This window comes from Stenotrophomonas sp. 2YAF26, assembly GCF_052114625.1.
GTDB classification, from domain to species: Bacteria; Pseudomonadota; Gammaproteobacteria; order Xanthomonadales; family Xanthomonadaceae; genus Stenotrophomonas; species Stenotrophomonas indicatrix.
Genome location: NZ_JBFRFC010000008.1, coordinates 212,106 through 235,564 on the forward strand (window position 1 = coordinate 212,106; position 23,459 = coordinate 235,564).

Consider the following 23,459-nt stretch of genomic DNA (forward strand, 5'->3'; position numbering starts at 1 on the left):
CAACCCGAGCTCGCCGTCGTTCAATGGTTGCAATCCAGGAAGGATTCCCATGTCGAAGCTGATGCAGCATTTCCCGCGCCGAATCCGTGTGTTGGCCGTCGCGCTGTTGGCCGCAGCACTGCCCGCCGCTGCGCAGGCAGCCGTCCAATCATTGGCGTGTGGTCTCTGGTCGGAAGAGGCTGACGGGACTTGGGACGCCCTGCGCTATGTGGATGGAGCCACCGGGGCTACGGAATCGCGCGACACTTATCAATGGACATCGAAGCAGGTCTCTTTCGGCACCGGTGCCTCGTTCAGTTGGAATCTGATCTACCACTGGCCGAGTGATGCGACCCGTCAGAAGACCGTTCCCGAGCGCGACGTGGTTGTGGGCATGGAGTTCCGGTTCAACGCAAAGGAGATCGGCCAGCCACTGAAAGACCCGGGGCATACGTGGATTCATCTGTACCGCTTCGCCGATCCGGCCAGACGGTTCTCGGTTCACTCCACCAGCCTGACCAACACCATGGACTGGACGCGCCTGCAGGATGGAAGCCTGTATGGACGAGCGTTGTTGTCGCTGGACACGGTGCTGGCATTTGGTACGGACTTGGATGCACTTGTCTGGAACATCCGTCGTGGTCCCGATCCGCTGGGTGTGACCGAGTCCGAGTTTGCGGGCGCGCTGCCCGTGTTAGCGATGCGCGGCAAGATGGCGCGGGTTCCGCAACTGCGCCTAGCGCTGGACCGCAAGGCGGCGAACTTCCGCAGTGAATGCAAGGCGCCCATCATGATGGGGCAGTAGTGACCGTGGCCATGCCCCATGCGCGCCCGTAGCAGTCTGTGGCGGAACGCGTCGAACCTGTAGGCGGGTCGTGATCTGCATGATGGCGGCGCTTTGGGTAATCCGATCGTCGTAATCGGCCATGCCGTGGGCGACGGTCGACTGCTCCGGTGCGTGCGCTTCGTCACGGCTCCACTTCGCAGAAGGCCCCGGCTGTCGCAGGCTGCACACAATGCTGTTTCTGCCTCTTTTCAGCGCCGGACGGCACGCGAATCATGGCCTCGCCAAGGCACCTGCCTAGGCCGGGATTGGCGTCCCGAACTTACGTATCACTACGGATCGTGTTGCAGCCGCAACTGCAATCACGACAATGCACCGTCTGCCAGTCCATGGCGGGCGGTGCGTGGGGATCTCTCGATCCGCCGGCTTTAGTGGTACGTATCCGGCACGCCAACCCGCACCGTCCGCCACCTTGCATCTGCAGGTGGCTACACCGCGAGGTTGCCACCATGTCTGACCTGCTTCCCGACTATCCTCGTCTGCACGCGCTGCTCGGCGATGCCGTGCGCGATCTTCCCAATGCTCTCGCCGAAAAGATGGAAGACGCACTCAGTGATGTCGCCGAGTCCGCGCCTCCCTCTGCGTTCTTCACGTTCCTGCGAGGCCACGGCAAAGGCCATCGTGCGGACGGCACACCGTGGTCCGAAAACCGCCTCACGCCCGGTCGCGCTTTCGACTTGGCCTTGGCCACCCGCAGTGCCTCGGGCATCACCGCGCTCACTGCCATGTTGCACGCCGCACACGTAGCTCGGGAGAACGATGATCCGGGCTTCTATCCGTCGGCGGCCATGGTCGATGGTCTGTTCGATGCCTGCGAGGCGCTGTCACTACAGGTAGAGCGCTGTCTTGACCCTTGATTCACCGGTGCGCGGGCAGGGGGGGGACCTCCAACCTGGTCCCCATGCCTGCGGTTCAAGCGCCGTGCTACTCGTTATCGCTTTCTGCTTGATCTGCGCCGCTCGACCGCTTCGCGCGCTCTTTTAATTCAGCGACCAGGCGTCGCTGTTCTGCGTGCGGCATTTTGGCGGCGGCGAGAATGACATTGGCCAGTGCGTCGCTATCGGCCAGAAGATAGGCCAGCGGAACACCCAGTTCGGCAGCCATCTTTCCGGCAGTGGCAAAGTCCGGCTCCGACGTGCCCTGTTCGTAACGTGTCACCCGGCTGGACACCACATCCTCAGACAAGCCAATGCGCCGGCCCAGCTCGCGCTGGGAGATGCCCATCGCCAAGCGCGCTTCTTTGAGGCGCTTGGTGAACTGGTCGCGGAGAGGTGTGGGCGACATTACCCGCCTGGGCGCATTCTGTAACGGTCTACAGGATGGCAATCGCCCCACAATTCGTATGCTACATTATTTGTAGCATCGTGGGTCGGAGTAGCGTATGAAGCCGTCTTCGCGGCCAGCGCCGCCTGGCAGCACAACATCGACAATCTGCCTTGCCTGCGGATACCGCGGCCCGATGGCCATCCGCAATGGCCGCGTGCATTGGTCTGGCTCGGGGTGGGCATTCACGCTTCTCGCGCTGCTTGGCGGTGCAGTTGGTTTCGTATTGATGGGCGTCATCGGGATGCTGGCCATGTCGATACTGATCGGCATTGTGGGTGCACTCGCGGTCCGCCCGGCATCTGCCTACCACTCCTGCCCGCAGTGCCGCGTCGATCTGCAGTGGCGTTGAAGGTGCCAACTGGCACGGCGATGGAGGTGCGTAGGAAAAATCTGATCGTGGGCGGGTAGTGATGACGTTCCTGTCCCGTTGATCGGCCTTTGCCTATAGTGGAGCCAAACCCCGCAATGGAATGGCCCGATGCACCCGATGTCCTCCGGCCGGTGCCTGGCACTCGCAATCGCCGTCGCTGTGAGCGCCAGTGCCTGCGCACGACCGCCATCCACCGAACACGAAAGGAATCCCACCATGCCTGGCGCAACGCAGACCGGCCGCACCCTAAACGGCCACACCTACACCGACGCGCCCGTGGATGTGAAGCTGGGGCCGAATACCTTCCGCATCCCCGCCAATTATCTGGACAGCCAGATTGCGCCTTGGCCGGGGGAGGGGGTGACGCTGGTTATCGAATGGCCTGACATGAAGCCGACGGCGCCGGGCGCACGGGCGAATCCGAGGACCAATGATTTCCGCAAGGAGATCGCGGTGGCGGTGAACTACATCGACAGGATTCCAATCGAAACGTCGCTTGCGCGACTGTCGTCCAACGAGGCCATCACCGAGGAGGGATCGGTGGAACGTGGTGATCCACGGGCACGCCTGGACCTGCGGATTGCCCGGCCAGCGACGCTGGGGCTGGTCCCTTATGCCATCGATGAAGAGAAGATGGCCCGCTATTCAAAGGACTACGAGGCCCGCTACGGCAAGCCTCCTGTTCGAAACCCGGCCTATGAAGATGACTGGTATGTTGCGCGCAACGAAGATGGTCAGCTCACCACATTCATAAAGTGCGAGACCATCTCGTTCCGGGGTGATGGCGTGCGCCTGGAAGGCGATCAGGTCATCGACCTCGACGACCCGGTGGCGGCAGGATGTACGCACTATTTCGTGGATGTCGAGAACAAGCTCTCGATCACCTTGAACTACAAGCGGGCATTCCTGAAGGACTGGAAGCGCATGGAAGACGCGGTACGGGATGCCTTGGCACGCACCAAGGCCAGGTGATCCGAAGACAATTCAAGGAGTAAGTCATGGGTGGACTGACCCAGAAGGACATCAGGATCCTCACTGCCTATGCGGATTCGGGCAACCGGGAGCTCTACTGGAACTATCTCTCGCAACTTCCCGGTGCAGACGGTTATGGAACGCTGGCGTTGGGTGTTGTGCGCAACGACAGCCTGCCCGGGCGGGTGGCAAACAGCTACGCCCAGGAACATGCGAGAACGCAGCACGACGATGGTTCACGCTTCCCCAATGCGGTGTTGAGTGAACGGCAATGGGAAGCCTTCGGACAGAGTCTGCTCAAGCAGGACCTCGTGTTGCGGCAGTACTGGTCGCAGCAGCAGCGCCCGGATCTTGCCTTGAACCTGCCCGGCAAGGATGTGATGACCGCGCACGACCGCGCGTTCGAGCAGCATCGCATGGATCCCAATTGCTGGACACCCCGCGTGCTGCTTCAGGCCGCACTGGAAAAGAGTGGCCCGCAGAAGCTCGAGCAGATCTGGAGCAACATGCTCGACAACGATGGGGCCGGATTGCCTCGGGTGGGAAGTACCAGCCGCGATGCCATCACCCAGATGGGATTGAGCAGGGGTAGCCAGTACCTCGGCACGCTGACGTTCCATGAAGTCACCCAGGCCCTGGGTGGCCGCTCCTCGGTCGACCCCAACGTCATTGGCGGCCTCAATTCCTACGCGTTGTACTTTGAAAAGGACAGCAAGTGGGTCAGTGTCACCTCCGGCGGTGGGCACAGTTCGCTGCGCGAGATCACCGATCCGGCCCGCATCGCCGAGCTCAACGACGCGCGCGAAGTCCGCCTTGAGCGCCAGCAGAAGGCCACCCACTTCCACCCGGAAGATCCCTACCGCTCCATCACCCGCAGCCCGCTCACTGCATCGGTCGATGGCATGCCAGGCCCCCAGCGTTCGCCAACGCGTTTGGCGGACATTGACCCGGGCCACGCCGAGTACAGTCTGCTGCAGCAGGTCAGCGGGCATGTCGCCGGCATCGATGCCAGAGCAGGACGCACGGCGGATGAAAGCAGTGAACGTCTGACCGCCAGCGTGATGGTCCTGGCCCGGCAGAACAACCTGGACCGTGCCGACCATGTGCTGCTCAGCGCGCAGACGGCGGACAGCCCAGCGGGCCGCAACGTGTTCGTGGTGCAGGGCGAGATGAACGACCCGGCACACCTGAGGGCTTCCATGCCCACCGATGTGGCCGTGCAGACGCCGGTAGAGCAGTCGTTGCACCGTCTGGAGCTGGCCAGTGCAGAACGGCAACAGGCCCTGTCCCAGCGTCAGCAGCAGGAACTGGACAACCAGGTGCGCGAGCATCCGGCAATGCGCCTGGCATAGTGCACAGCAAGGGGCAGTGGGGTATTCCCATTGCCCCGCACCCGTCACTTCCCTGGTGCGTCGGCAGTCTGCGCCGCCACCATCGCCTGCTGCATTTCCTTCAGCGACAGGTAGCCATCGCCGTCGGTATCCAGCCCCGTGAAGTACTTCGCAATTTCCGGCACCACGGTCGCTTCTTCCTTGCTGATCTTTCCGTCCTTGTTCTTGTCCATCGCAGCGAACGCGGCATCGATCGAGTCAGCCTGCTTGCTGAAGCGTGCCTGCTGATACGTAGCAAACTCGGCCTTGTCGACGCGACCGTCCTTGTTGCTGTCCATCGCGGTGAAGGTGGAATCGATATAGGCCTGTTTCGGGTCGGCTGGCGCCGCCTGTGCAAGCAGCGGGGCGGCGCACAGCGCGATCAGCAGGGCGGTTTTGTTCATATGCATTGCATGTAGTCCTTCAGCGAGGGAGTCAGCGGCAGGGGTAGGTGTAGCCATCGCGGTCGCGATAGCTGTCGGTGCGGCGGTCATAGTTGCCGTAGCGGTTCATGCAGTAATCGGCGCGCTCGCGTGTTTCCCGCTCGCGCTTCGCCGCTGCCGCGATCACGCCCGCCACCACAGCCGCGCCCACGACGCCCACCACCACGCCCGTGGTCTTGGCATCGTGCCGACGCTCACGCTCACGCTCACGTTCGCGGCGCTGCCAGTCATCGCGTTCGCGGTCACGATAGTCCTGGTTCCACTGCGGGTTGTAACGGTCGCCACGCTGCGCATGGGCATCGCCCGAGTAGGGCAGCAGCACCAGCAGTTGCGCGGCCGCTACAAGCAGCAGCACAGCCCTTCCTGTTTTCAGAAACATCGTCCAGCTCCTGTGCGGACATCGTCGGTCTCTGCAGTACACACCGCAGACATTGCGCGAACCTGCCGTCACCGCAGGCAATTGCAGTGACTACCGGACCAGTGCTTCCACCGGGTCCAGCTGCGCCGCACGACGTGCAGGCAGGAAACCGAAGCCGATACCGATCAGGCTGGAACACGCGAATGCCGCAATGATCGAGTTCGCCGAGAACACCAGGCTGAAGCCCACGTCAGCCAGTGCCAGCACTGCGCCCAGCAGCAACGCCACGCCAATGCCCAGCACGCCGCCGAGCAGACATACAAGCACCGACTCGATCAGGAACTGCTGCAGAATGTCGCTGCGCCGTGCCCCCACGGCCATGCGCACGCCAATCTCGCGGGTGCGCTCGGTTACCGACACCAGCATGATGTTCATCACTCCGATGCCGCCGACTACCAGTGCAATGGCTGCAATGGAGCTGATCATCATGGTGAGGATGCCGGTGGTCTGTTCAATCGACTGGCGGATCTGCGCGTTGTTGCTCATGTAGAAGTCGGTACTGCCGTGGCGGCGCATCAGCAAGCGTGCAATGGCCTGCTCGGCCGCGTCCATGCTGATCGCATCTGATACGCGCACGGTGATGCTGGACACATGGCTCTGGCCCAGCATCCGCGCCATGGCCGTGGTGTAGGGCATCCATACCCGTAGCAGCGAGGTGTCGCCGGCCGCGCCAGCGTCCTTCTTCACCACACCCACCACGCGCACCGGCACGGTGCCCAGCAGCAGGGTCTGCCCGATGGGGTTCTCGGCTGCGGCGAAGAAGCGCGCGCGGGTGTTGGCGTCGATGATCGCCACCTGCTGATAGCCAGCCACACCCCGCGCGTTGAAGAAGGTGCCTTCGCCCAGTTTCAATCCATGCACGCGGAAGTACTGTTCGCTGACGCCCTGCACCTGCACGCTGGCGGAGCGGTTGCCACGCATCGCGGTACCCGTGGTGGCTACGCCGGGGGTGGCACTGTCCACGAACGGTTGCCCGGCCAGGGCCACGCTGTCACCTGGGGTAAGGGTCTCCACCCGCGCCGCGTGCAGGTCGCCAAAGCCGGAGCCTGGATAGATCTCGATGGTGCTGGTACCCAGCGAAGAGATGTTGGACAGGATGGCCTGACGCGCGCCCGTACCCAGCGCGACCACCGACACCACCGAGGCGATGCCGATGATGATGCCGAGCATGGTCAGGAAGGTACGCATGCGGTGTGCATTCATGGCGCGCAGGGCCATGCGGAAAGCCTCGGAGAAGCGATCACGCACGGCCTGCCAGCTGCTGCCATCGCTGCGTTGCGGCAGCGCGGTCGGCGCCATGCCCGCTGCCGAGACAGTACCCGTCGCACGGTCATCGACAATTCGACCATCGCGGATCTCGATGATGCGCTGGGCGTGTTCGGCCACCGCCATGTCATGGGTCACCAGCACCACGGTGTGGCCCTCGGCATGCAGCTCGCCGAGGATCTTCATCACTTCCTTGCCCGACTGTGTATCCAGCGCACCGGTAGGTTCGTCGGCAAAGATCACCGCACCGCCATTCATCAGCGCGCGGGCAATCGACACGCGCTGCTGCTGGCCACCCGACAGCTCGCCGGGCAGATGCTGCATGCGTTCGCCCAGGCCCAGCCGCGCCAGCAGTTGGGCGGCCCGCGCGTGACGCGCGGGGGAGGGCATGCCGGCATAGATCGCCGGCACTTCCACGTTGCCCAGCGCGGTCAGATCGGCCAGCAGGTGGTAACGCTGGAAGATGAAGCCGAAGTGTTCGCGGCGCAGTTCGGCCAGTTCGTCGGGTGACATCTGCGCGGTCTGGCGTCCTGCAATCTGGTATTCGCCGGCAGACGGCCGATCGAGGCAGCCGAGGATGTTCATCAGCGTGGACTTGCCCGAGCCGGATTGGCCGACGATGGCCACCAGTTCACCGGCGCGGATGTCCAGGTCCACACCGTCCAGTACCACCAGCGTCTGCTCGCCGGCGGCGAATTCACGGCGTACCCCGCGCACGCTCAGCAGTGGCTCGCTCATGGGGGTGCTCATCGGGGCTGAGCGGGTGCGGCGGCGTCTTCGTCGCCGGCTTGAGCCAGAACAACCTGCTCGCCTTCTTTCAAGCCGCTGCGCACTTCCACCTGGATCTGGTCATCCAGCCCGATGGTGATACGCCGCGCCACGGCGCGCCCGTCTGCACCACGCACCTGCACGGTGTAGCTGCCATCGCCGGCCCGTGCGCCCAAGGCGGCTGGCGGAATGGTCAGCACGCTGTGGGCACGGCCGAGTACGATGCGCACCTGCGCGGTCATGTAGCTACGCAGGCGGCCGTCGGCGTTGTCCACGTCGAACTGGCCGTTGTAGTACATGGCGGTACGACTGCCACCGGAAAGCGCTGGCGACGCGAGGCTGGACGTATCTTCGTTGGTGATCGATTCGGGCGCTGGCGCGATGTCGCGCAGGGTACTGCTGTAGCGGCGGCCCGCGTCGCCAAGAATGGTGAAGAAGGCTTCCTGGCCGACCGCGGTGTGTACAACATCGGCCTCGGAGATTTCGGCGTAGACAGTCATCACGTCCTGGTTGCCGAGCATGACGATGGTGGGTGCGCTCTGTACCGCGTTTACCGTCTGTCCCTGGCGGGCCACGACCGCCAGCACCGTGCCGTCGGTGGGCGCGGTGATGCGGGTGTATTCCAGGTTGGTCTGCGCGATGTCCACGTCGGTCTGCCGCTGCACGATCTCACCGTCCAGCGCGGTGATCTGTTCGCGGGTCGCGTCCACCTTGGCCTTTGCAGCATCGAAGTCGGCACGTGCCACCAGCTGCGATGCCACCAGTTGCTGCTGCCGCCGCAGGGTCAGTTCGTACTGGCGCAGATCGGTGGCCAGTGCATCGCGGTTGGCGCGTGCGGTGCGCTGTGCCGCCTGCGCACTCAGCAGCGCATTGCGCTGGGTACGGGAGTCGATGTCGGCAATCGGGTCGCCTGCCTTCACCTTGTCGCCCAGCTTCACGTGCAGGGTTTCGATGCGTCCGGAGACCTGCGCGCCCACGCTCACCAATCGCGATGGCTTCAGGGTGCCGGTGGCTTCCACCACCTGTTCGATGTTTCCACGTACCACGGGCGCGAGCTGCAGCGGTGGCGGCGGAGCGGGTCGCAGCCAGAGCCAGGCGACAATGGCAGTGCACAGTACGGCACCAGCGATGATCAGCAGTCGGCGGTGTTTGCGCGGCGCGATGCTCATTCGCACAGCATCCAGAAGGGGCAGGTCATCGGTGGTCCTCGCGGCAGAAGAGTTGCACGCGCCGGGTGCCGGGCGTGGATGGCCGTCGAGTCTCGAGGTGCTGGGTTGCGTGAACCTTGCGGCGCTGGCGCGGTTGTCAGCCCACCGTCATGGCGATGAGGGCCACGGCGATGAACTGCAGGGCGCTGGCCAGCACTAGTAGCGCGCTGCGCAGGCGGTCGGCAGTCACGGGCACACTACAGACCTGACACAGCGCGCCGATCACCAACCCCACGACAGAGAGCGTGCTGGTCGGCTGCGCGTGTACGCCTTGAATCGCCAAGGGTACCCATGCGCTGCCCAGCATCGCCCATGCCGCATGCCTGTCGATGTAGCGCAGTGGGGCGGGGATCAGCCGTGATGTGGTTGATTGCCATGCCGACACTGCATGCAGTGCGGCATGCGCTACGACAAAGAACACTACTGCGCAGGCCATGGCTGCGTGCGCATGGCGTTGCGTCGAGATCACCAGCGCACTGCCCGGCAGCAGCAGGAACAACACGGCAAACAGACGCATCAGCACGTCCGGGCGATTCGTTGCGGGTATCACGCGCAGCCACTGCGGCCAATGCGGCAGCGCACGCATTCGATCAGCGCGCGAACGCCGATTCCAGGCAGCTGCGGTCAAACCGGATGTAGCCGGTGTCGCGCGGAATCGGGCAGAAGAGGAGGGGGGAGGAACTCCTTCGATCACGTGCGGGCTTCCTGTCGGTACGGAACGCGATGGCATCACAGATGCCACCGGTCCGATGCTGCGCAGCGAACATTGCCGCAACCTTGCCTTGCGCCGCTGCCTGCTGCGCATGGACAGGCGGCAGTCACGGATGTGTGGGCGCCTTCAGTGCTCTAGGGGTGGCGCTGAGGTCACGCCCGGATGCTGCGGGAACTCGACGCGGATCAGCGCGCCACCACCGGCGGCATCCAGAATCGTGACGTGACCACCGTGACGGTCGATCACCTGCCGCACGAGGTTCAGTCCCAGGCCGGCGCCGGTCTGACGGGGCCGCAGCCGCTGGAATGGCTCGAACACGCGTTCGCGCTGGTCCACCGGAATGCCGGGGCCATCGTCTTCCACTTCCAGGCAGCTGCCCTGCACCCGCACGATGATATGGCGGCCGCCGTGCTCGGCGGCGTTCAATACCAGGTTGGAGATCACCCGTTCCACCGCACCGGCTTCGCCCAGCACCGGGAAGTGTGGTTCCACCGCGACTGCCACCGTCTTGTCCGACTGGATCAGCAGCGGTGCCAGATCGGCCGCCACCCGTTTGGCCACCCGGGCCAGGTTGAGGGTTTCCTTCGGGCCGTCCTCTTCCATGCGGTGCAGGTCCAGCAGTTGCTCGGCCAGCGTCGCCAGACGCGCGACTTCCACAGCCAGGCTGCGCGAGGTCGAATCATCTGCGGCGTCGATCTTCACCCGCAGGATGGCGATCGGCGTGCGCAGCTCATGCGCCGCTGCGGCGATGAAACGGCGTTGCCGCTCGTGCCCTTCATCCAGGCGGCCCAAGGCATCGTTGACGGCGGTCACCAGCGGCGCGATCTCCACCGGCACGGCGGTCTCGGTCAGGCGGATGCCGCGACGGCTGGCCGAAATGTTGCGGGCTTCCTGCGCGATGCGTTCGACACCGGCCAGTGCCCGCCGCACGATGATCGGGGTCAGGATGATGGTGGCCAGCGCCAGCAGCAGGAAGATCGGCAGGGTGATGATGTGCGCGGCCAACGCCATCTGCATGGTCAGCGAATCGGTTTCGCCATGGGCCATGATGGTCAGCTTGCCGGCCGGTCCGCTGTGCTGGCGTACCACCACGGCCAGGCCATCGCTGCGATCACGCCCACGCAGGTCGCCATAGGGGATGCCATCGAGGGCGCCGACCAGCGAGGCATAGGCCGGTGGCACATGACCGAAGGTGACGTGGTGCCCATGCTTGTCCTCGGCGATGAACCAGGCACCGGGGACGATCTTCAGCAGTTCCGCCAGCTCCGGCGTGTGCTGCACGTACAGTTCGCCGTTGCGGTCGCGGTGCACCGCCTCGGCCGCCACCGGTGCGAAGGTCTGGATGGTGTAGTAGCCACCGCTGTCGGCACGCACCAGCACCATCAGCAGGGCGAAGAAGGCCACCAGCAGTGCGAGCAACTGGTAGATCAGCGTCTTGACGATCAGTGGGCGCTTCAACGACGGGCGATGCGCCATCACTTGCTTTCCCGCATCAGATAGCCAACCCCGCGAATGGCGTGGATCTCCACGCCCGCATCGGCGTCAGCGAGTTTTCTGCGCAGGCGCGAGACGTGCGAATCCAGGGTGTTGGAATGGATGCCGTCGTCGAAGCCATACACCGCCATCTCGATGGATTCACGCAGCACGGTGCGGCCCAGGCGCCGTGCGAGGGCGGCCAGCACCCGGATCTCGCGCCGCGGCAGCTCCAGCCGCTGGCCGCCCACACTGGCCTCGCCCGAGGCGGGGTCGAACACCAATCGGCCGATGCTGATGGACTCCACCTGCAATCCGCTTGGGCGACGGCCCGCAGCACGGATCCGCGCGAACAGCTCCTCCAGCGCGAAGGGCTTGGCCAGGTAGTCATCGGCGCCTTCATCCAGGCCGGCAATCCGGTCCGGCAACTGGCCCAGCGCGCTCAGCACGATGATCGGCACCCCGGGATTGCGCTCACGCAGCAGGGAAATCAACGCCAGGCCATCGCCATCGGGCAGGGTGCGGTCCAGCAGCACCAGATCGTGCAGGCCGCACAGGGCCGCCTCCCGCGCCAGTGCCAGGGTATTGGCCACGTCCACCACATAGCGCTCGCGCTGCAGGGCGGACTTGAGGGTGGCGGCCAGTTCGGCTTCGTCTTCGATCAGCAGGATGTGCATCAGCAGGGCTTGGGCAGGGAGAGGCCGCAGAAGGGCGGTTCGGCACGCGCCGGCACCGTATTACAGGAACATTGCGTGAACATGGCGTGCCTCCGCATCTGCCGGAAGGCCATGGCGGCAGGTGGTGAAGCCGAAGGTCCGGCGCAAGGTTCACGCAATCCAGGCGCTCCAGCCTTGGCGCCCTTCGCAGTTCCCATCCCTGGAGTCACCATGAAATTGTTCGTTCCGCTGCTGTTCCTCGCCACGCTGACCGGCTGCACCACCGCCAAGATGACCGTCACCCCGGATGGCCGCCGCGGCGTTTCCATCGACTGCAGCGGCTCCAGTTCCTGGAGCGGTTGCTACGAGAAGGCCGGGCAGATGTGCCCGGGCGGCTACGTGGTCTTCAGCAAGGATGGCGATGAGGGCAATGCCATCGCGGTGGGCAACAAGAACGGCTTCACCTCCACCCAGATGGCCACCCGCTCGATGCTGGTGTCCTGCTCGGGCTGACGCAGGCCGGGGAGGTGGCCATTCCACCTCCCTGAGGCGTTGCTCAATAGCGCTGGCCTAGAAGCTGTAACCGGCCTGCACATACACCCGGCGCGGCTCGCCCGGGAAATGGCCGTTGCGCTCGATGAATCCGCTGGCGGCATACACCTTGTCGAACAGGTTCTTGACGTTGGCCTGGAACTGCCACTGCTTCCACGTGGTTTTCCAGCTCATGTCGAACACGGTGTACGGCTTCACGCGCTGGCCATCCAGGCTGATGCGCTCATCCACGTAGTCGGCACCGAAGCCAACGGCCGAGTTGATCGCCGGCAGGTCGTAGCGCGTCCACAGGCCCAGCTTGTTGCGCGGTGCATTGGCGAAGCGATCGCCGGAGGCATTGGTGATGCCATTGGAGCCCGCGTCCTTCACCCGCGCGTCGTTGTAGGCGTAGGTCAGGTTCAGCACCCAGCGCTCGGTCACGTCGGCCAGAAGATCCAGTTCCATGCCGGTGCTGCGCACCAGGCCCAACGCCGCCAGCTGGTTCACTCCATTGATGACCTCGCCAGTGGCCTGCACGATGTTGCTGCGGTCGATACGGTAGGCCGCCAGGTTCAGGCTCAGGCGCTCGGCAAGCAGCGATTTCATGCCCACTTCCCACTGCCTGCTGCGCTCGGCATCGAACGGGCCGCCTGCGGCGGAATTCTGGTTGGCCGCCGACTGCGGCACGAAGCCGCTGGCCACGTTGGCATACAGGTTCAGTCCATCGCGAACGGTGAACGTACTGCCCAGGCGCCAGCTGATGTCGTTGCCATCCACGCTGCTGCCGGCAAGGCGGTCGTCGTCCTTGAAACCGTCCCAGCGCAGGCCGGCCAGCACGTGCCAGCGCGGGGTCAGGGCCAGCTCGTCCTGCAGGTAACCGCCATAACGCCTGCTGCGCGTGCTGGTGCTGCGCCAGGGCAGGCTGGACAGGTTGTAAGCGTGCCAGGTGCTGGCGCCATACACCGGATTGAACAGGTCGATGCCACGCACCGGGCCGGCGCCGCGCGCGAGGTCGGCGCTGTTGGCGGTCTGCGCGGTGAAGTCCGCATCCAGCTGGTACACGTCCGCACCGAACAGCACCTTGTGTTCCACCGGACCGGTGCTTACCCGCCACACCGCATTGGCGTTGGCGGTGAACGCCTCGTTGTCGCGGATCTGGTTGCGCAGCTGCCGGGTCATCCATTCGGCCACACCATCGCGGTCGCGGTCGATCAGGCCCATCGGCTCGTGGTACATCTGGTGTTCGTTGTTGCTGAACCAGCGCGCGGCAATATCCACGTCCAGGTTGTCGCGCGGCGCGAAACGGTACTGTGCCAGCGCCACCTTGGCCCGCATGTCCAGGAAGTCGCTGGCCTCGTTGTGGTTCCAGCGGCGGTCGGTCAGGAAATTGCCCCTGTCATCGACCGGAACACCGCGCAGGCGATTGCCGCCCAGGTTCTGGGCAATGTCGGTGAACTGCAGCACCAGCTCGCCGGTGTCGCCCACGTCGAAGGCCAGCGAGGCATCGCCGATCACGCTTTCACTGTCGGTGTTCCAGCGCACGCCCTGCTCGTTGTCGCCATACAGGCCGGCGCGGTAGCGCACCGTGCCGGCTGCATTCAACGGCCCGGTACCTTCGATCGAGCCGGCGCGGAAATCCTTGTTTCCCATCTGCAGTTCAACGCGGCGTTCGGCAGTGGCTTTCGGCTTGCGGGTCACATAGTTGATGACGCCACCAGCGTCGCCGCCCCCGTACAGCGCACCGGCCGGTCCCTTCAGCACCTCCACCCGCTCGATGTTGAACAACTGCGGTACCGAGAATCCCGCATAAGGGTCGCCCCGCAGCCCGTCATACAGCACGTTCTCCTGGCGGAAACCGCGCAGGGTCACCCCGGCATAGCTGAAGTAGCTGATGCCGCTGATGCTGCGATAGAGATCGGTCACCTGGCGTGCAGCCTGGTCGTCGATCAGCTCGCGCGGCAGTACCTGGATGGACTGCGGCACCAGTTCCAGCGGTGTATCGGTGCGGGTGCCGACAGCCGCGTCATCCACCCGGTACAACGTCTGTGCGCGGCCCCGCACCTCCACCTTGTCCAGCTCCTGCACGCGGCTGGGCCGGGCGTCGGCGGCGTATCCGGGAGTGGCAAAAGCCAGTGTCGTCGCCAGGCACAGAATGCTGCGGCGGGGCAGGAAGTGGGGCATGGGCGTATCAGGCTTGTCTGCAAATGAGAAAGATTAGCATTTGCAATGATCGGGTGCCCATCCCCCGATTGCGTCATGGACGCGCGGACGGATCCGTATACGGCGTACCGGCCAAAGCCACCAGCACGCCGGTGGCGCCGCGCACGATCAGCGGCACCATCGCCTGCCGCGGATCGCCGCCGAACGACAGGACGCGCAGTCCCTGTTCATAGGCGGCCACCATCGATGCCATCAGCATCGAGGCGCCCAGTCGCGCCTCGGCATCATCCGCGGACCGCCCCGCCGACGCGGCCATCAGCTGTGCCAGGTCATCGGTCAGCAGCGCCTGCAGCTGCCGCGCATGGGCCACCAGTACGGTGCTTTGGGCCACGGTTTTCCAGAACGACGCCGCACCGGCGTTGATCCGCAGCAGCGGATGGCCGGTGTCCAGCAATTCCCGCACCAGCGCCTGGAAGGCGGCCAGCGGCGTCATGGATGTGCGCGCGGCCATGCCTTCGCGCAGCAGCTGGCGCGCCTCCTCATCACGGTCGAACACCAGCTGTTCCTTGCTGGCGAAGTAGTTGAACACCGTCTTGCGCGAAACCCCGGCGGCATCAGCGATCTCGCTCATCGACACCGCTTCGAAGCCGCGATCGATGATCAGCCGGGTAGCGACGTCGGAAATCGCCTGCCGGGTCTCGGCTTTGCGTTGCTCGCGGCGGCCGGGTGGCGGGGCCATGGGTGGCTCACTTGTAGAAACATACACCGAGTGTAACATTGTCGCCGCCAGAGCGCCGACCCGGTGCTCACGAGGATTTCCAATGCGGTACGACGTCGTCATTGCCGGGGCTGGCCCGGTGGGACTGTTGCTGGCCTGCGAACTGGGTCAGGCAGGAAGCGCGGTGCTGGTGCTGGAGCAGGCGGCCTCGCCGGATTCGCCGCTGAAGCGCCTGCCGTTCGGGCTGCGCGGTTTGAATGCCCCGACGCTGGAGGCGCTCGACCGGCGCGGTCTGCTGGACGCGGTGGCAGCCGGCCAGGTGCTGAAGCCGGAGAAAGGCCCGCCGCCGCCGGGAACCGCGCACTGGCTCTCGCAGGGACGCAAGCTGGGTGGGCACTTCGCGGGTATTCCGTTTGCACTGGACAACGTCGACAGCGGTCGCTGGCCCTGGCGCCTGCGCAGCCCGGTCGGCACGCAGATGGCGGTGGAACTGCAGGCGCTGGAGGCCGTGCTGGCCGAGCGCGCGCAGGCGCTGGGCGCAGTGATCCTGCGTGGTGCGGGCGTGCAGAGCGTGCGGATGGGGGCCGACGAGGTCCAGGTCGAGGCGGGCGGACAGGCCTTCCGCGGGCGCTGGCTGGTCGGCTGCGATGGAGGCCGCAGCACCGTGCGCAAGCAGTGTGGTTTCAGCTTTGCTGGTACCGATCCAGAGTTCACCGGCCACTCGCTCAGTGTTGAACTGGAAGATCCGACGGTACTCAGCCCGGGGCGTCACACCACCGCGCAGGGCATGTGCAACTTCAATCCGCCGGGCACGATCGCCCTGGCCGACTTCGACGGCGGCGCGGGCCACCGCCAGCCACTTGATCGCGAATCGGCACAGGCGCTGCTGCGCCGCATCTCCGGCCGCGAAGCAACGATCACCGCGCTGCATCTGGCCACCACCTGGACCGACGGCGCACGGCAGGCTACCGCCTATCGTCGTGGCCGCGTGCTGCTGGCCGGCGATGCCGCACATGTGCATTCGCCGCTGGGTGGGCAGGGTCTGAATCTGGGCCTGGGCGATGCGATGAACCTTGGCTGGAAGCTCGCCGCCGTCGTGCGCGGCGAGGCAGCTGATGCGCTGTTGGATACCTATCAGGCCGAACGCCATCCGATCGGCGCGCGCGTGCTGGAATGGTCGCGCGCGCAGGTCGCATTGATGCGCCCAAGCGCGGGCTCACGTGCACTGGCTGCCATCGTGGCCGATCTGGCAGAAACACGTGATGGCGCCACGTATCTCGCCGAGCGCGTGTGGGGTGTGGGCCAGCAGCTGGACCTCGGCCATACCCATCCGCTGGTGGGCCGCAGCACGCCGGATTTCCTGCTGGTCGATGGTCGCCGCATGGGTGAACTACTGCGGGCAGGGCAGGCGGTGCTGCTGGTGTTCGATGCTGCTGCCTCGTTGTACGAGGCGGTTGATGTTGAACGGGCCCGCATCCTGTCCATCGCGCAGCCCGCTGTCGATTCGCTGGGCCTGTCGGCGCTGCTGGTTCGTCCGGACGGCATTGTTGCCTGGGCCAGTGATGGCGCCGATGCGGCAGGACTGGCGCAGGCGGTACAGGAATGGACGAGCTCAGTTGGCAGGGAAGCGATTGCCTGAGTTCCGGCGCAGCCCGCGCAGGGCTGTGCCGCCCTCTTTCAGAGATCCTTCTTCTTGCCGCTCAGGTCCAGCGGTTGGTCACTGCCCTTGCGCTCGCTCGACCAGACCTCGACGCTCTTGCTGCATCGGCTTTCGCGGGCGGCAACCTCAGGCGGCAGGTCCTTCACATGCGGCGACTCCTGGCAGGCGGCATGCATGGCGGAGTCATCATAGGTGGCACAGGCGCTGATCGAAGCGAGAGCAAGGAAACAGAGAGCGGAGCGGAGCAGGGGCTGCAGCAGGCGCATGGGGGGATCTCAGAAGGGCCGGTCTGGCCATCGAATTCAATCCGTGACCCGGCACACGCGCAACCCGACTGGCAGCACTTGTTATTGAGTAACAATTATGGGGATACTCGAGAGCTGCCGACTGCCGATCAGGCAATGCAGATCAGGAACACCGTCGACAGCGCCAGCATCAACACGAACACGCGCCGGCTCAAGGCCAGGCAGGTCAGGCAGGCCGCCAACGCCCATGCCGCCAGCAGCATACATCCCAGCAACCACAGCCCGACCGTCATCATCGAGCCGGCCGCTGCGGCGGACAACGCAAAGGCCTTGAACAGCGCCACGCCCAGCACACTGCCCAGCGCGCCGGCCCGCAGGGCAATAGCATCGTGGCAGGTGGGGGAAAGCTGGCGGTGCATGAGGGCTGTGTCGCGCGTGGGAAGCTGGCGTACGCAACTCTGCAGCAAGGCGGATCTACGCCGCGTGTTCGTCGCACCGCCAGCGCGCAAATGCCGTGATGAGCTCACCACGGCATGTGCATGCTGCATGCCAGTGCTGCCCGGTCAGCGCGCCGGTTGGGAGGCCAGCATGTCGCGCCCGTGTGGGGTCAGATCGATATCCGCATCTTCCGCCTGCACCGCCAGGCCTTCCTTCACGGCCCACGTTGCCGCATCGCTTCCCACAGGGTGCGCATCGGCAATGGCGCGCAGGATGGTGAACTGTTCTTCAGTCAACGGCATGGTACGTCCTCATACGCCCAGCAGGGGCGGCAGTTGCCAGTCCGAAAGGCGCGCATTGCTGATGGCCTGATGGCAGCCACAGGCATCACAACGGAACAGCGTACCGCCCGGCAGGTGCAACAGGTTTGCATCCTGGGCGCAGGTGATTTCCGCACAATGACGGCATGACACGGTAAGCGAAATGATTCGCTCCACATCGCCGGAAATGTTGAACGCGGCCTCGAAGGCATGGATGGCGAAGTGGCCGGTGTCCGGCATGGTGTTCTCGGTTGCAGACAGATGTCTCCATCCTCGTTTTCCTACCGTGATGAGGCTGTCAGGCCAGCGCGGTGGCGAAGTCAACGAGGTCCGCTGCTACGCTTCAGGGCTGCGCATGCGACTGGGATAGCATGCAGGTTGAATTTCCACTCGCCGCTGGTAACGGAGTAGCCCGCAATGGACATCGAACTGGACGGCAACCGCATCCACAGCGAGCGGGCATTCCACGAGACGCTGGCGCTCGCACTGGGTGTCGAGCGCGGTTATGGGAACAATCTCGACGCCCTCTGGGATCTGCTGAGTGCCAGCGTCGAGCGCCCGCTGCAGCTGACCTGGAACGGCCATCAGGTTTCCAGAGAGGCGCTGGGGTCTCGCTTCCAGCAGATCGTCGACGTGCTTGAGCGGGTGCAGCGCCAGGATGAGGCCATGGCACTGGACGAACGCTTCAGCTATTGCCTGCGGTAGGTGCGGTGTGCAGCCGCTGCCAGCGCGGTGCTACCTGTTGCCTCCAGGGCAACACCGTCGCCTGGGCGACGGCTGACGAACCGTGCGCAGTTCATCGGCTGCCGGCGATGGCAACCCTGCGCTTCTCCAGCATCACCGACACGCACCACAGCAGCAGGCCGCCGACCGCAGTCGCCGCACCTACGTAACCGGTGGTGGCCGGGCTGAAGCCGGCGCTGATCGCCATGCCGCCCAGCCACGGGCCGAGCGCATTGGCGGTATTGAACGCCGCATGGTTGGAGGCGGCGGCCAGGGTCTGCGCCTCGCCGGCCACGTCCATCAGGCGCGTCTGCAGTACCGCAGCCAGGGCGCCCATCGTACCCACGGTAATGATCATCGGGCCGATGGTCCACACCGATTCGGCGGCCAGCGGGTACAGCAGCAGCATCACGATCGACCACACCAGCACCACTGCAGCGGCCTTGAAGTGGAACTTGTCGACCAGCCAGCCACCAGCGATGTTGCCGATGATCGCACCGATGCCGAACACGCCTACTGCCAGCGGCATCCACGACTCGGCCACGCCGGTCACCTGCACCAGGGTCGGTGCCAGGTAGGTGAACACGCAGAACATGCCGGCAAAGCCCACCGCGCCGATCGACAGCGCCAGCCAAACCTGGGTGGTGTTGAATGCGCGCAGCTCGCGCATCGGCGAGGTCCGCACCTCATCCGGATCGGGCAGCAGGAAGCGCGCGATCATCACCACCGTGGCGATGGCCAGCACGCTGACCAGGGCGAAGGCGGTGCGCCAGCTCAGCTGCTGGCCCAGCCAGGTGGTCAGCGGATTGCCGATCAGGATCGCCACCGACAGCCCCAACAGCACGCGCGACATTGCTTGGCCGCGCTGCCCGGCCGGGCTGATCGCTGCGGCCACCAGCATCGCCACGCCGAAGTAGGCACCATGCGGCAGGCCAGCGACGAAGCGCGCCACCAGCATCGTGCCGTAGTTCGGGGCCAATGCGCTGGCCAGATTGCCGACGGCATAGAACCCCATCAGTGCCAGCAGCAGCTTGCGGCGCGGGAAGCTGGCGCCAACGAACGCCAGGATTGGTGCGCCCACCACCACGCCGATGGCGTATGCGCTGATCAGGTGGCCGACCTGTGTTTCGCTGATCGACAGGCCGCGGCTGATCTCCAGCATCAGGCCCATGCTGGCGAATTCGCTGGTGCCGATGGCAAAGCCGCCCAATGACAGGGCGAGGATGATCAGGGTGCGCTGGCGCGGCGTCAGCCGAGCGGCCAGGGGGGAATTGGGGCTCATTCGGGGGCGCAAAGGGGCGGGGGAAGCGCCCCATTGTACTGCTGCACCGCAACAGGCATCAGCCGGGCTGGGGGTAAATCAGTGTTCGATGGGTGGTGCTGCCGGCGTGGCCGGCTGGCCAAGCGCCGCCAAGGCCCGTCGGTATTTATCACGCAGGCGCTCGGCGGTGGCGGCATCCAGCGATGCCAGCCGCGCTTCATCGGCATTGTCGGCGATGTCGGCCAGCTTGACCTTCAGTGCCAGCGGATTCGCCGAAATTCGTGCGTAGTACGTGTCGGCATCCGCCGCAGACGTCCGGCTCAGCAGCCGGACCGCGTCCTGCAACGGGGCGGGAAAGGCGTGCACCTGCCCAGCGAAGGCCGGGCAGTCCTCGACCACATCATGCAGCCAGGCCACCGCCTCGGCTTCATCATCGCCGCGCACGGCAGCGGCCACCCGGCCAACGTGGCCGATGTAGGGGTGTCCCGCCTTGTCGACCTGGCCGGCATGGGCCTCCAGCGCCAGCGTGCGTGCACGTGCTACCCAGTCCATTGCGATCTCCCCGGTGCAAGCGTGTATTGTCGTACGGACTGTCTGCATGCCGCCACCACGGCCGTGCAGGCATCATCGGACGCTGCAGGAATGGCATCTGGATTCCATCAGGGAGATGAGACATGCAGGAATACACCCATCAGCTGGAACTACGCGGCCGCTTCCGTCTGGTAGCGGTGACCCACGAGCCGGTGTACGCTCCCGGCGATGTGGTCGGCCATGCGGTCATCGTCGACGGTGGGGAGCGTCTGACCGACCTGATGTCGTTGGCCGATGCGCGCCGGTACCTTGAGGAACTGGTGCGGGAAGAGGGCGTGGAGCCCGGGCTGGAGAATGAAGTCAACCTGCGGAGGAAGGCGTCGCAGCGACGCCGCCGCTAAGCCGTCGCGCCCTCGGGCGCATCATGGAGGATTCGGGTGTTGTCCAGTAAGAAGTATCTGCTCATCGCCATCATCACGCTGGCGACCCTGCTGCTTGGGTTCGTGCTTTCCGGTTACCTGACGCTGCTGCTGCTTGGTCTGGATACCAAGCTGCTCACCTGGAATACCTATTACCAGTATTTCCACGCCCTCGGCCAGCCGCAGGTTGCCCCGTTCGTGGGCAAGATCAAATGGGCCGGCTACCTCGGCTTCGGCTTGCCGCTGCTGGTGCTGGCCATCGTCGGCCTGGTCGTGCTGCTGAAGAAGGACAAGCGCTCGCTGCACGGCGACGCGCGCTTTGCCACCGGCGCCGATCTCGCCAAGCACGGCATGTTCAAGAAGAGCGGCCAGAGCATCGTGGTCGGCAGCCATGGCGGCAAGCTGGTGCGGCTGGACGGCCAGCAATTCGTGATCCTGGCGGCCCCGACCCGTTCGGGCAAGGGCGTCGGCGTGGTCATCCCGAACCTGCTGGAGTACGGCGAATCGCTGGTGGTGCTGGACATCAAGCAGGAAAACTTCGACCTGACCAGTGGTTGGCGCGCCAGCCAGGGGCAGGAGATCTACCTGTTCAACCCCTTCGCCGAAGATCGCCGCACCCATCGCTGGAACCCGCTCAGCTATGTCTCCGACGACCCGGCGTTCCGTGTCTCGGACCTGATGAGCATCGGTGCGATGCTGTATCCGGATGGCTCGGAAGACCAGAAGTTCTGGATCAGCCAGGCGCGCAATGCCTTCATCGCCTTCACCCTGTACCTGTTCGAGAACTGGGATGACGAGCGCAGCAGCGGCTTCCCGGGCGGGCAGGGCACGCCGACCCTGGGTGCGGTCTACCGCCTGTCCTCCGGCGATGGCAGCGACCTGAAGAAGTTCCTCAAGGGCCTGTCCGAGCGCCCATTCCTCAGCAGCAACGCGCGCTCGGCATTCGCCAACATGCTGTCCCAGGCCGACGAGACCTTCGCCTCGATCCTGGGTACCTTCAAGGAACCGCTGAACCCCTGGATCAACCCGGTCCTGGACAAGGCCACCAGCACCAACGACTTCCTGCTCACCGACGTGCGCAAGAAGAAGATGACCATCTACATCGGCATCCAGCCCAACAAGCTGGCCGAAAGCCGATTGATCATCAACCTGTTCTTCAGCCAGCTGATCAACCTCAACACCAAGGAACTGCCCAAGTCCAATCCGGACCTGAAGTACCAGTGCCTGCTGTTGATGGACGAATTCACCTCGATCGGCAAGGTCGAAATCATCGCCTCGGCGGTGTCCTACATGGCCGGTTACAACGTGCGCCTGCTGCCGATCATCCAGAGCATGTCGCAGCTCGATGCCACCTATGGCCGCGAGGTCTCGCGCACGATCATCACCAACCATGCGCTGCAGATCCTGTACGCCCCGCGCGAACAGCAGGATGCCAACGACTACTCGGACATGCTGGGCTACACCACCATCCGCAAGAAGAACGTCACCCACGCGCGTGAAAAGACCCATAGCTTCACCGAGGAGCGTCGCGCGCTGATGCTGCCGCAGGAGCTCAAGGCCATGGGGCCGGACAAGGAAGTCTTCCTGTACGAAGGCATCCCACATCCGGTCAAGTGCGACAAGATTCGCTATTACAAGGACCGCTATTTCACGTCACGTCTACTGCCAAAGGTTGACGTGCCGATGCTTGATGTCTAAGTTGAAGCCTTGAAAGTGTGACGGATGCACGCGTTCATTGATGTGAATTAGTGAGACGCGTCAAAGAAACGCCATACGTTGGTCAAAATTCAGATTTGTCTGACATCGAATTGACGCGTAGTTGTGCGACTCTATGCGTGGCTTGCGAATCTGTGTGATTCGTCATGCTTTCAGAGTGGCCAGGAGTTTCAGCCATGGGAACAGGGATGGTTCCGACGTTGGTGAGGGTGCGTGAAAGGGGCCTCGGATGAGGTTGCTTCACGCGACTTGGTTGGCAGCTTTCGAGCTGCAGGGGAACCGTGCCCATGTGCTGTTAAGCAGTGCATTCGTTACGTTTTCGGCGTGCATCGCGCAGTGCCGAACGACCAAGGGACCAACATCGGGACTGCTTTTTCGTACGTCAAAGTGAAGCCCGTATGAATCAGGCGTTTATTGCAAAAATGTCCATCGCCGCAGTGGCGGCGTTGATGGTGGCAGGTTGTGCTACCAAGCCCGCACCCGACTTCGGAGGGCGCTGGAAGCCGGTCAACCGTTTCGCGACGGCTCCGACCGAGATTCCGCTGTACTCCAGTTACGTCTATCAGGCGTCGCCGATGGATCGTACGCTGAAGGCGATGCTCGAGCGCTGGGCCAAGGATTCCGGTCGCACGCTGGACTATCGCCTCAGTTCGGATTTCACCCTGTATGGCGCGGTGTCGGAGATCGACACCACCAACGCACAGCAGGCCGTGATCGATCTCACGGCGGCCTATGCGGCGCAGGGCGTTTCCGTCTCCATCGTCGGCAACCAGATCGTCGTGCAGAGCGCTGGATCGACGCCAACCGCGTCGGCCCAGGATCCCGAAGCCAGCAGCGGCAGCTGAGACCGCGTCGAAATCATCGAACGTGCCGCACCCCGCGCCTGGCGCAGGGGCGTCGCGCCCATTGATGTTTCAGCAGTACGGAAGAAT

General features: G+C 64.6%; 27 protein-coding genes. 11 read left to right on the forward strand and 16 right to left on the reverse strand.

Annotated features, from left to right (window positions below; translation table 11 throughout):
* Positions 1 to 49: 49 nt before the first annotated feature.
* Both AB4Y98_RS11035 and AB4Y98_RS11040 read left to right on the forward strand, forming a co-directional pair.
* Positions 50 to 784 carry a hypothetical protein gene (locus AB4Y98_RS11035; protein ID WP_442244348.1) on the forward strand — a complete coding sequence of 245 codons (735 nt, stop codon included), beginning with the start codon at positions 50 to 52 and terminating at the stop codon, positions 782 to 784.
* 488 nt (positions 785 to 1,272) lie between these two features.
* The gene (locus AB4Y98_RS11040) at positions 1,273 to 1,680 is read left to right on the forward strand and encodes a hypothetical protein (protein ID WP_265951113.1); all 408 of its coding nucleotides are present in this window, start codon (positions 1,273 to 1,275) and stop codon (positions 1,678 to 1,680) included.
* A 67-nt stretch (positions 1,681 to 1,747) separates the two neighbouring features.
* Here the strand turns inward: AB4Y98_RS11040 and AB4Y98_RS11045 are convergent, their stop codons facing one another.
* Positions 1,748 to 2,107, reverse strand: a complete 360-nt coding sequence (locus AB4Y98_RS11045; RefSeq protein WP_265951112.1) for a helix-turn-helix domain-containing protein — start codon at positions 2,105 to 2,107, stop codon at positions 1,748 to 1,750.
* Positions 2,108 to 2,282: 175 nt separating this feature from the next.
* Between AB4Y98_RS11045 and AB4Y98_RS11050 the strand changes: the two genes are divergently transcribed.
* The 3 genes from AB4Y98_RS11050 (at position 2,283) to AB4Y98_RS11060 (ending at position 4,843) form a co-directional block, all read left to right on the forward strand.
* Positions 2,283 to 2,498, forward strand: coding sequence for a hypothetical protein (locus AB4Y98_RS11050; protein ID WP_265951111.1), 216 nt, complete (start codon positions 2,283 to 2,285; stop codon positions 2,496 to 2,498).
* A gap of 129 nt (positions 2,499 to 2,627) precedes the next feature.
* Entirely contained in the window at positions 2,628 to 3,491 is an 864-nt protein-coding gene (locus tag AB4Y98_RS11055; RefSeq protein ID WP_363734387.1) for a Smlt3025 familytype IV secretion system inhibitor, read from the forward strand.
* A 26-nt stretch (positions 3,492 to 3,517) separates the two neighbouring features.
* Positions 3,518 to 4,843, forward strand: coding sequence for a Smlt3024 family type IV secretion system effector (locus AB4Y98_RS11060; RefSeq protein ID WP_363734386.1), 1,326 nt, complete (start codon positions 3,518 to 3,520; stop codon positions 4,841 to 4,843).
* A gap of 44 nt (positions 4,844 to 4,887) precedes the next feature.
* Here AB4Y98_RS11060 and AB4Y98_RS11065 read toward each other — a convergent pair whose 3' ends face one another.
* The 7 genes from AB4Y98_RS11065 to AB4Y98_RS11095 form a co-directional block, all read right to left on the reverse strand.
* Entirely contained in the window at positions 4,888 to 5,265 is a 378-nt protein-coding gene (locus AB4Y98_RS11065; RefSeq protein ID WP_223495521.1) for an EF-hand domain-containing protein, read from the reverse strand.
* A 31-nt stretch (positions 5,266 to 5,296) separates the two neighbouring features.
* Positions 5,297 to 5,683 (reverse strand): hypothetical protein, encoded by a 387-nt coding sequence (locus tag AB4Y98_RS11070; RefSeq protein WP_363734385.1) that lies wholly within the window; start codon positions 5,681 to 5,683, stop codon positions 5,297 to 5,299.
* Positions 5,684 to 5,773: 90 nt separating this feature from the next.
* The gene (locus AB4Y98_RS11075; protein ID WP_363734384.1) at positions 5,774 to 7,738 is read right to left on the reverse strand and encodes a MacB family efflux pump subunit; all 1,965 of its coding nucleotides are present in this window, start codon (positions 7,736 to 7,738) and stop codon (positions 5,774 to 5,776) included.
* Positions 7,735 to 8,925, reverse strand: a complete 1,191-nt coding sequence (locus tag AB4Y98_RS11080; RefSeq protein WP_442244349.1) for an efflux RND transporter periplasmic adaptor subunit — start codon at positions 8,923 to 8,925, stop codon at positions 7,735 to 7,737. The genes AB4Y98_RS11075 and AB4Y98_RS11080 overlap by 4 nt, the downstream gene beginning before the upstream one ends.
* A gap of 136 nt (positions 8,926 to 9,061) precedes the next feature.
* Positions 9,062 to 9,481, reverse strand: a complete 420-nt coding sequence (locus AB4Y98_RS11085; protein ID WP_442244350.1) for a hypothetical protein — start codon at positions 9,479 to 9,481, stop codon at positions 9,062 to 9,064.
* Positions 9,482 to 9,802: 321 nt separating this feature from the next.
* Positions 9,803 to 11,152, reverse strand: a complete 1,350-nt coding sequence (locus tag AB4Y98_RS11090) for a sensor histidine kinase (protein WP_442244351.1) — start codon at positions 11,150 to 11,152, stop codon at positions 9,803 to 9,805.
* On the reverse strand, positions 11,152 to 11,826 hold the full coding sequence (locus AB4Y98_RS11095; RefSeq protein ID WP_080148505.1) for a response regulator transcription factor: 675 nt from the start codon (positions 11,824 to 11,826) through the stop codon (positions 11,152 to 11,154). The genes AB4Y98_RS11090 and AB4Y98_RS11095 overlap by 1 nt, the downstream gene beginning before the upstream one ends.
* Before the next feature lie 210 nt (positions 11,827 to 12,036).
* Between AB4Y98_RS11095 and AB4Y98_RS11100 the strand changes: the two genes are divergently transcribed.
* The gene (locus tag AB4Y98_RS11100) at positions 12,037 to 12,318 is read left to right on the forward strand and encodes a hypothetical protein (RefSeq protein WP_033831436.1); all 282 of its coding nucleotides are present in this window, start codon (positions 12,037 to 12,039) and stop codon (positions 12,316 to 12,318) included.
* A gap of 57 nt (positions 12,319 to 12,375) precedes the next feature.
* On the opposite strand, the gene AB4Y98_RS11105 is transcribed toward AB4Y98_RS11100, so the two are convergent.
* Both AB4Y98_RS11105 and AB4Y98_RS11110 read right to left on the reverse strand, forming a co-directional pair.
* Entirely contained in the window at positions 12,376 to 14,517 is a 2,142-nt protein-coding gene (locus AB4Y98_RS11105) for a TonB-dependent siderophore receptor (protein ID WP_442244352.1), read from the reverse strand.
* Between the two features lie 73 nt (positions 14,518 to 14,590).
* Positions 14,591 to 15,235, reverse strand: coding sequence for a TetR/AcrR family transcriptional regulator (locus AB4Y98_RS11110; protein ID WP_442244353.1), 645 nt, complete (start codon positions 15,233 to 15,235; stop codon positions 14,591 to 14,593).
* 82 nt (positions 15,236 to 15,317) lie between these two features.
* Here AB4Y98_RS11110 and AB4Y98_RS11115 point away from each other — a divergent pair, with 82 nt between their 5' ends.
* Complete coding sequence (locus AB4Y98_RS11115) at positions 15,318 to 16,853, forward strand: FAD-dependent monooxygenase (protein ID WP_394196468.1); 1,536 nt, start codon at positions 15,318 to 15,320, stop codon at positions 16,851 to 16,853.
* 38 nt (positions 16,854 to 16,891) lie between these two features.
* Here AB4Y98_RS11115 and AB4Y98_RS11120 read toward each other — a convergent pair whose 3' ends face one another.
* From AB4Y98_RS11120 to AB4Y98_RS11135, 4 genes are all read right to left on the reverse strand, one after another.
* Positions 16,892 to 17,140 (reverse strand): hypothetical protein, encoded by a 249-nt coding sequence (locus AB4Y98_RS11120; RefSeq protein ID WP_100436505.1) that lies wholly within the window; start codon positions 17,138 to 17,140, stop codon positions 16,892 to 16,894.
* 128 nt (positions 17,141 to 17,268) lie between these two features.
* Positions 17,269 to 17,538 (reverse strand): hypothetical protein, encoded by a 270-nt coding sequence (locus AB4Y98_RS11125; protein WP_312106567.1) that lies wholly within the window; start codon positions 17,536 to 17,538, stop codon positions 17,269 to 17,271.
* 144 nt (positions 17,539 to 17,682) lie between these two features.
* The gene (locus AB4Y98_RS11130; RefSeq protein WP_223482921.1) at positions 17,683 to 17,859 is read right to left on the reverse strand and encodes a hypothetical protein; all 177 of its coding nucleotides are present in this window, start codon (positions 17,857 to 17,859) and stop codon (positions 17,683 to 17,685) included.
* 9 nt (positions 17,860 to 17,868) lie between these two features.
* The gene (locus tag AB4Y98_RS11135; protein ID WP_025878727.1) at positions 17,869 to 18,117 is read right to left on the reverse strand and encodes a hypothetical protein; all 249 of its coding nucleotides are present in this window, start codon (positions 18,115 to 18,117) and stop codon (positions 17,869 to 17,871) included.
* Positions 18,118 to 18,294: 177 nt separating this feature from the next.
* On the opposite strand from AB4Y98_RS11135, the gene AB4Y98_RS11140 reads away from it, so the two are divergent.
* A complete protein-coding gene (locus tag AB4Y98_RS11140) occupies positions 18,295 to 18,582 on the forward strand; it encodes a barstar family protein (RefSeq protein WP_394196465.1) in 288 nt (95 codons plus the stop codon).
* 91 nt (positions 18,583 to 18,673) lie between these two features.
* On the opposite strand, the gene AB4Y98_RS11145 is transcribed toward AB4Y98_RS11140, so the two are convergent.
* Complete coding sequence (locus AB4Y98_RS11145; RefSeq protein WP_394196463.1) at positions 18,674 to 19,882, reverse strand: MFS transporter; 1,209 nt, start codon at positions 19,880 to 19,882, stop codon at positions 18,674 to 18,676.
* Positions 19,883 to 19,960: 78 nt separating this feature from the next.
* Positions 19,961 to 20,413, reverse strand: coding sequence for a phosphohydrolase (locus tag AB4Y98_RS11150; protein ID WP_394196461.1), 453 nt, complete (start codon positions 20,411 to 20,413; stop codon positions 19,961 to 19,963).
* Positions 20,414 to 20,535: 122 nt separating this feature from the next.
* Between AB4Y98_RS11150 and AB4Y98_RS11155 the strand changes: the two genes are divergently transcribed.
* The 3 genes from AB4Y98_RS11155 (at position 20,536) to AB4Y98_RS11165 (ending at position 23,372) form a co-directional block, all read left to right on the forward strand.
* Positions 20,536 to 20,793: a hypothetical protein gene (locus AB4Y98_RS11155; RefSeq protein ID WP_025878723.1), complete on the forward strand. Its 258-nt coding sequence runs from the start codon at positions 20,536 to 20,538 to the stop codon at positions 20,791 to 20,793.
* 36 nt (positions 20,794 to 20,829) lie between these two features.
* Entirely contained in the window at positions 20,830 to 22,509 is a 1,680-nt protein-coding gene (locus tag AB4Y98_RS11160) for a type IV secretory system conjugative DNA transfer family protein (protein ID WP_032976218.1), read from the forward strand.
* Positions 22,510 to 22,925: 416 nt separating this feature from the next.
* On the forward strand, positions 22,926 to 23,372 hold the full coding sequence (locus AB4Y98_RS11165) for a hypothetical protein (RefSeq protein WP_025878721.1): 447 nt from the start codon (positions 22,926 to 22,928) through the stop codon (positions 23,370 to 23,372).
* Positions 23,373 to 23,459: the final 87 nt, after the last annotated feature.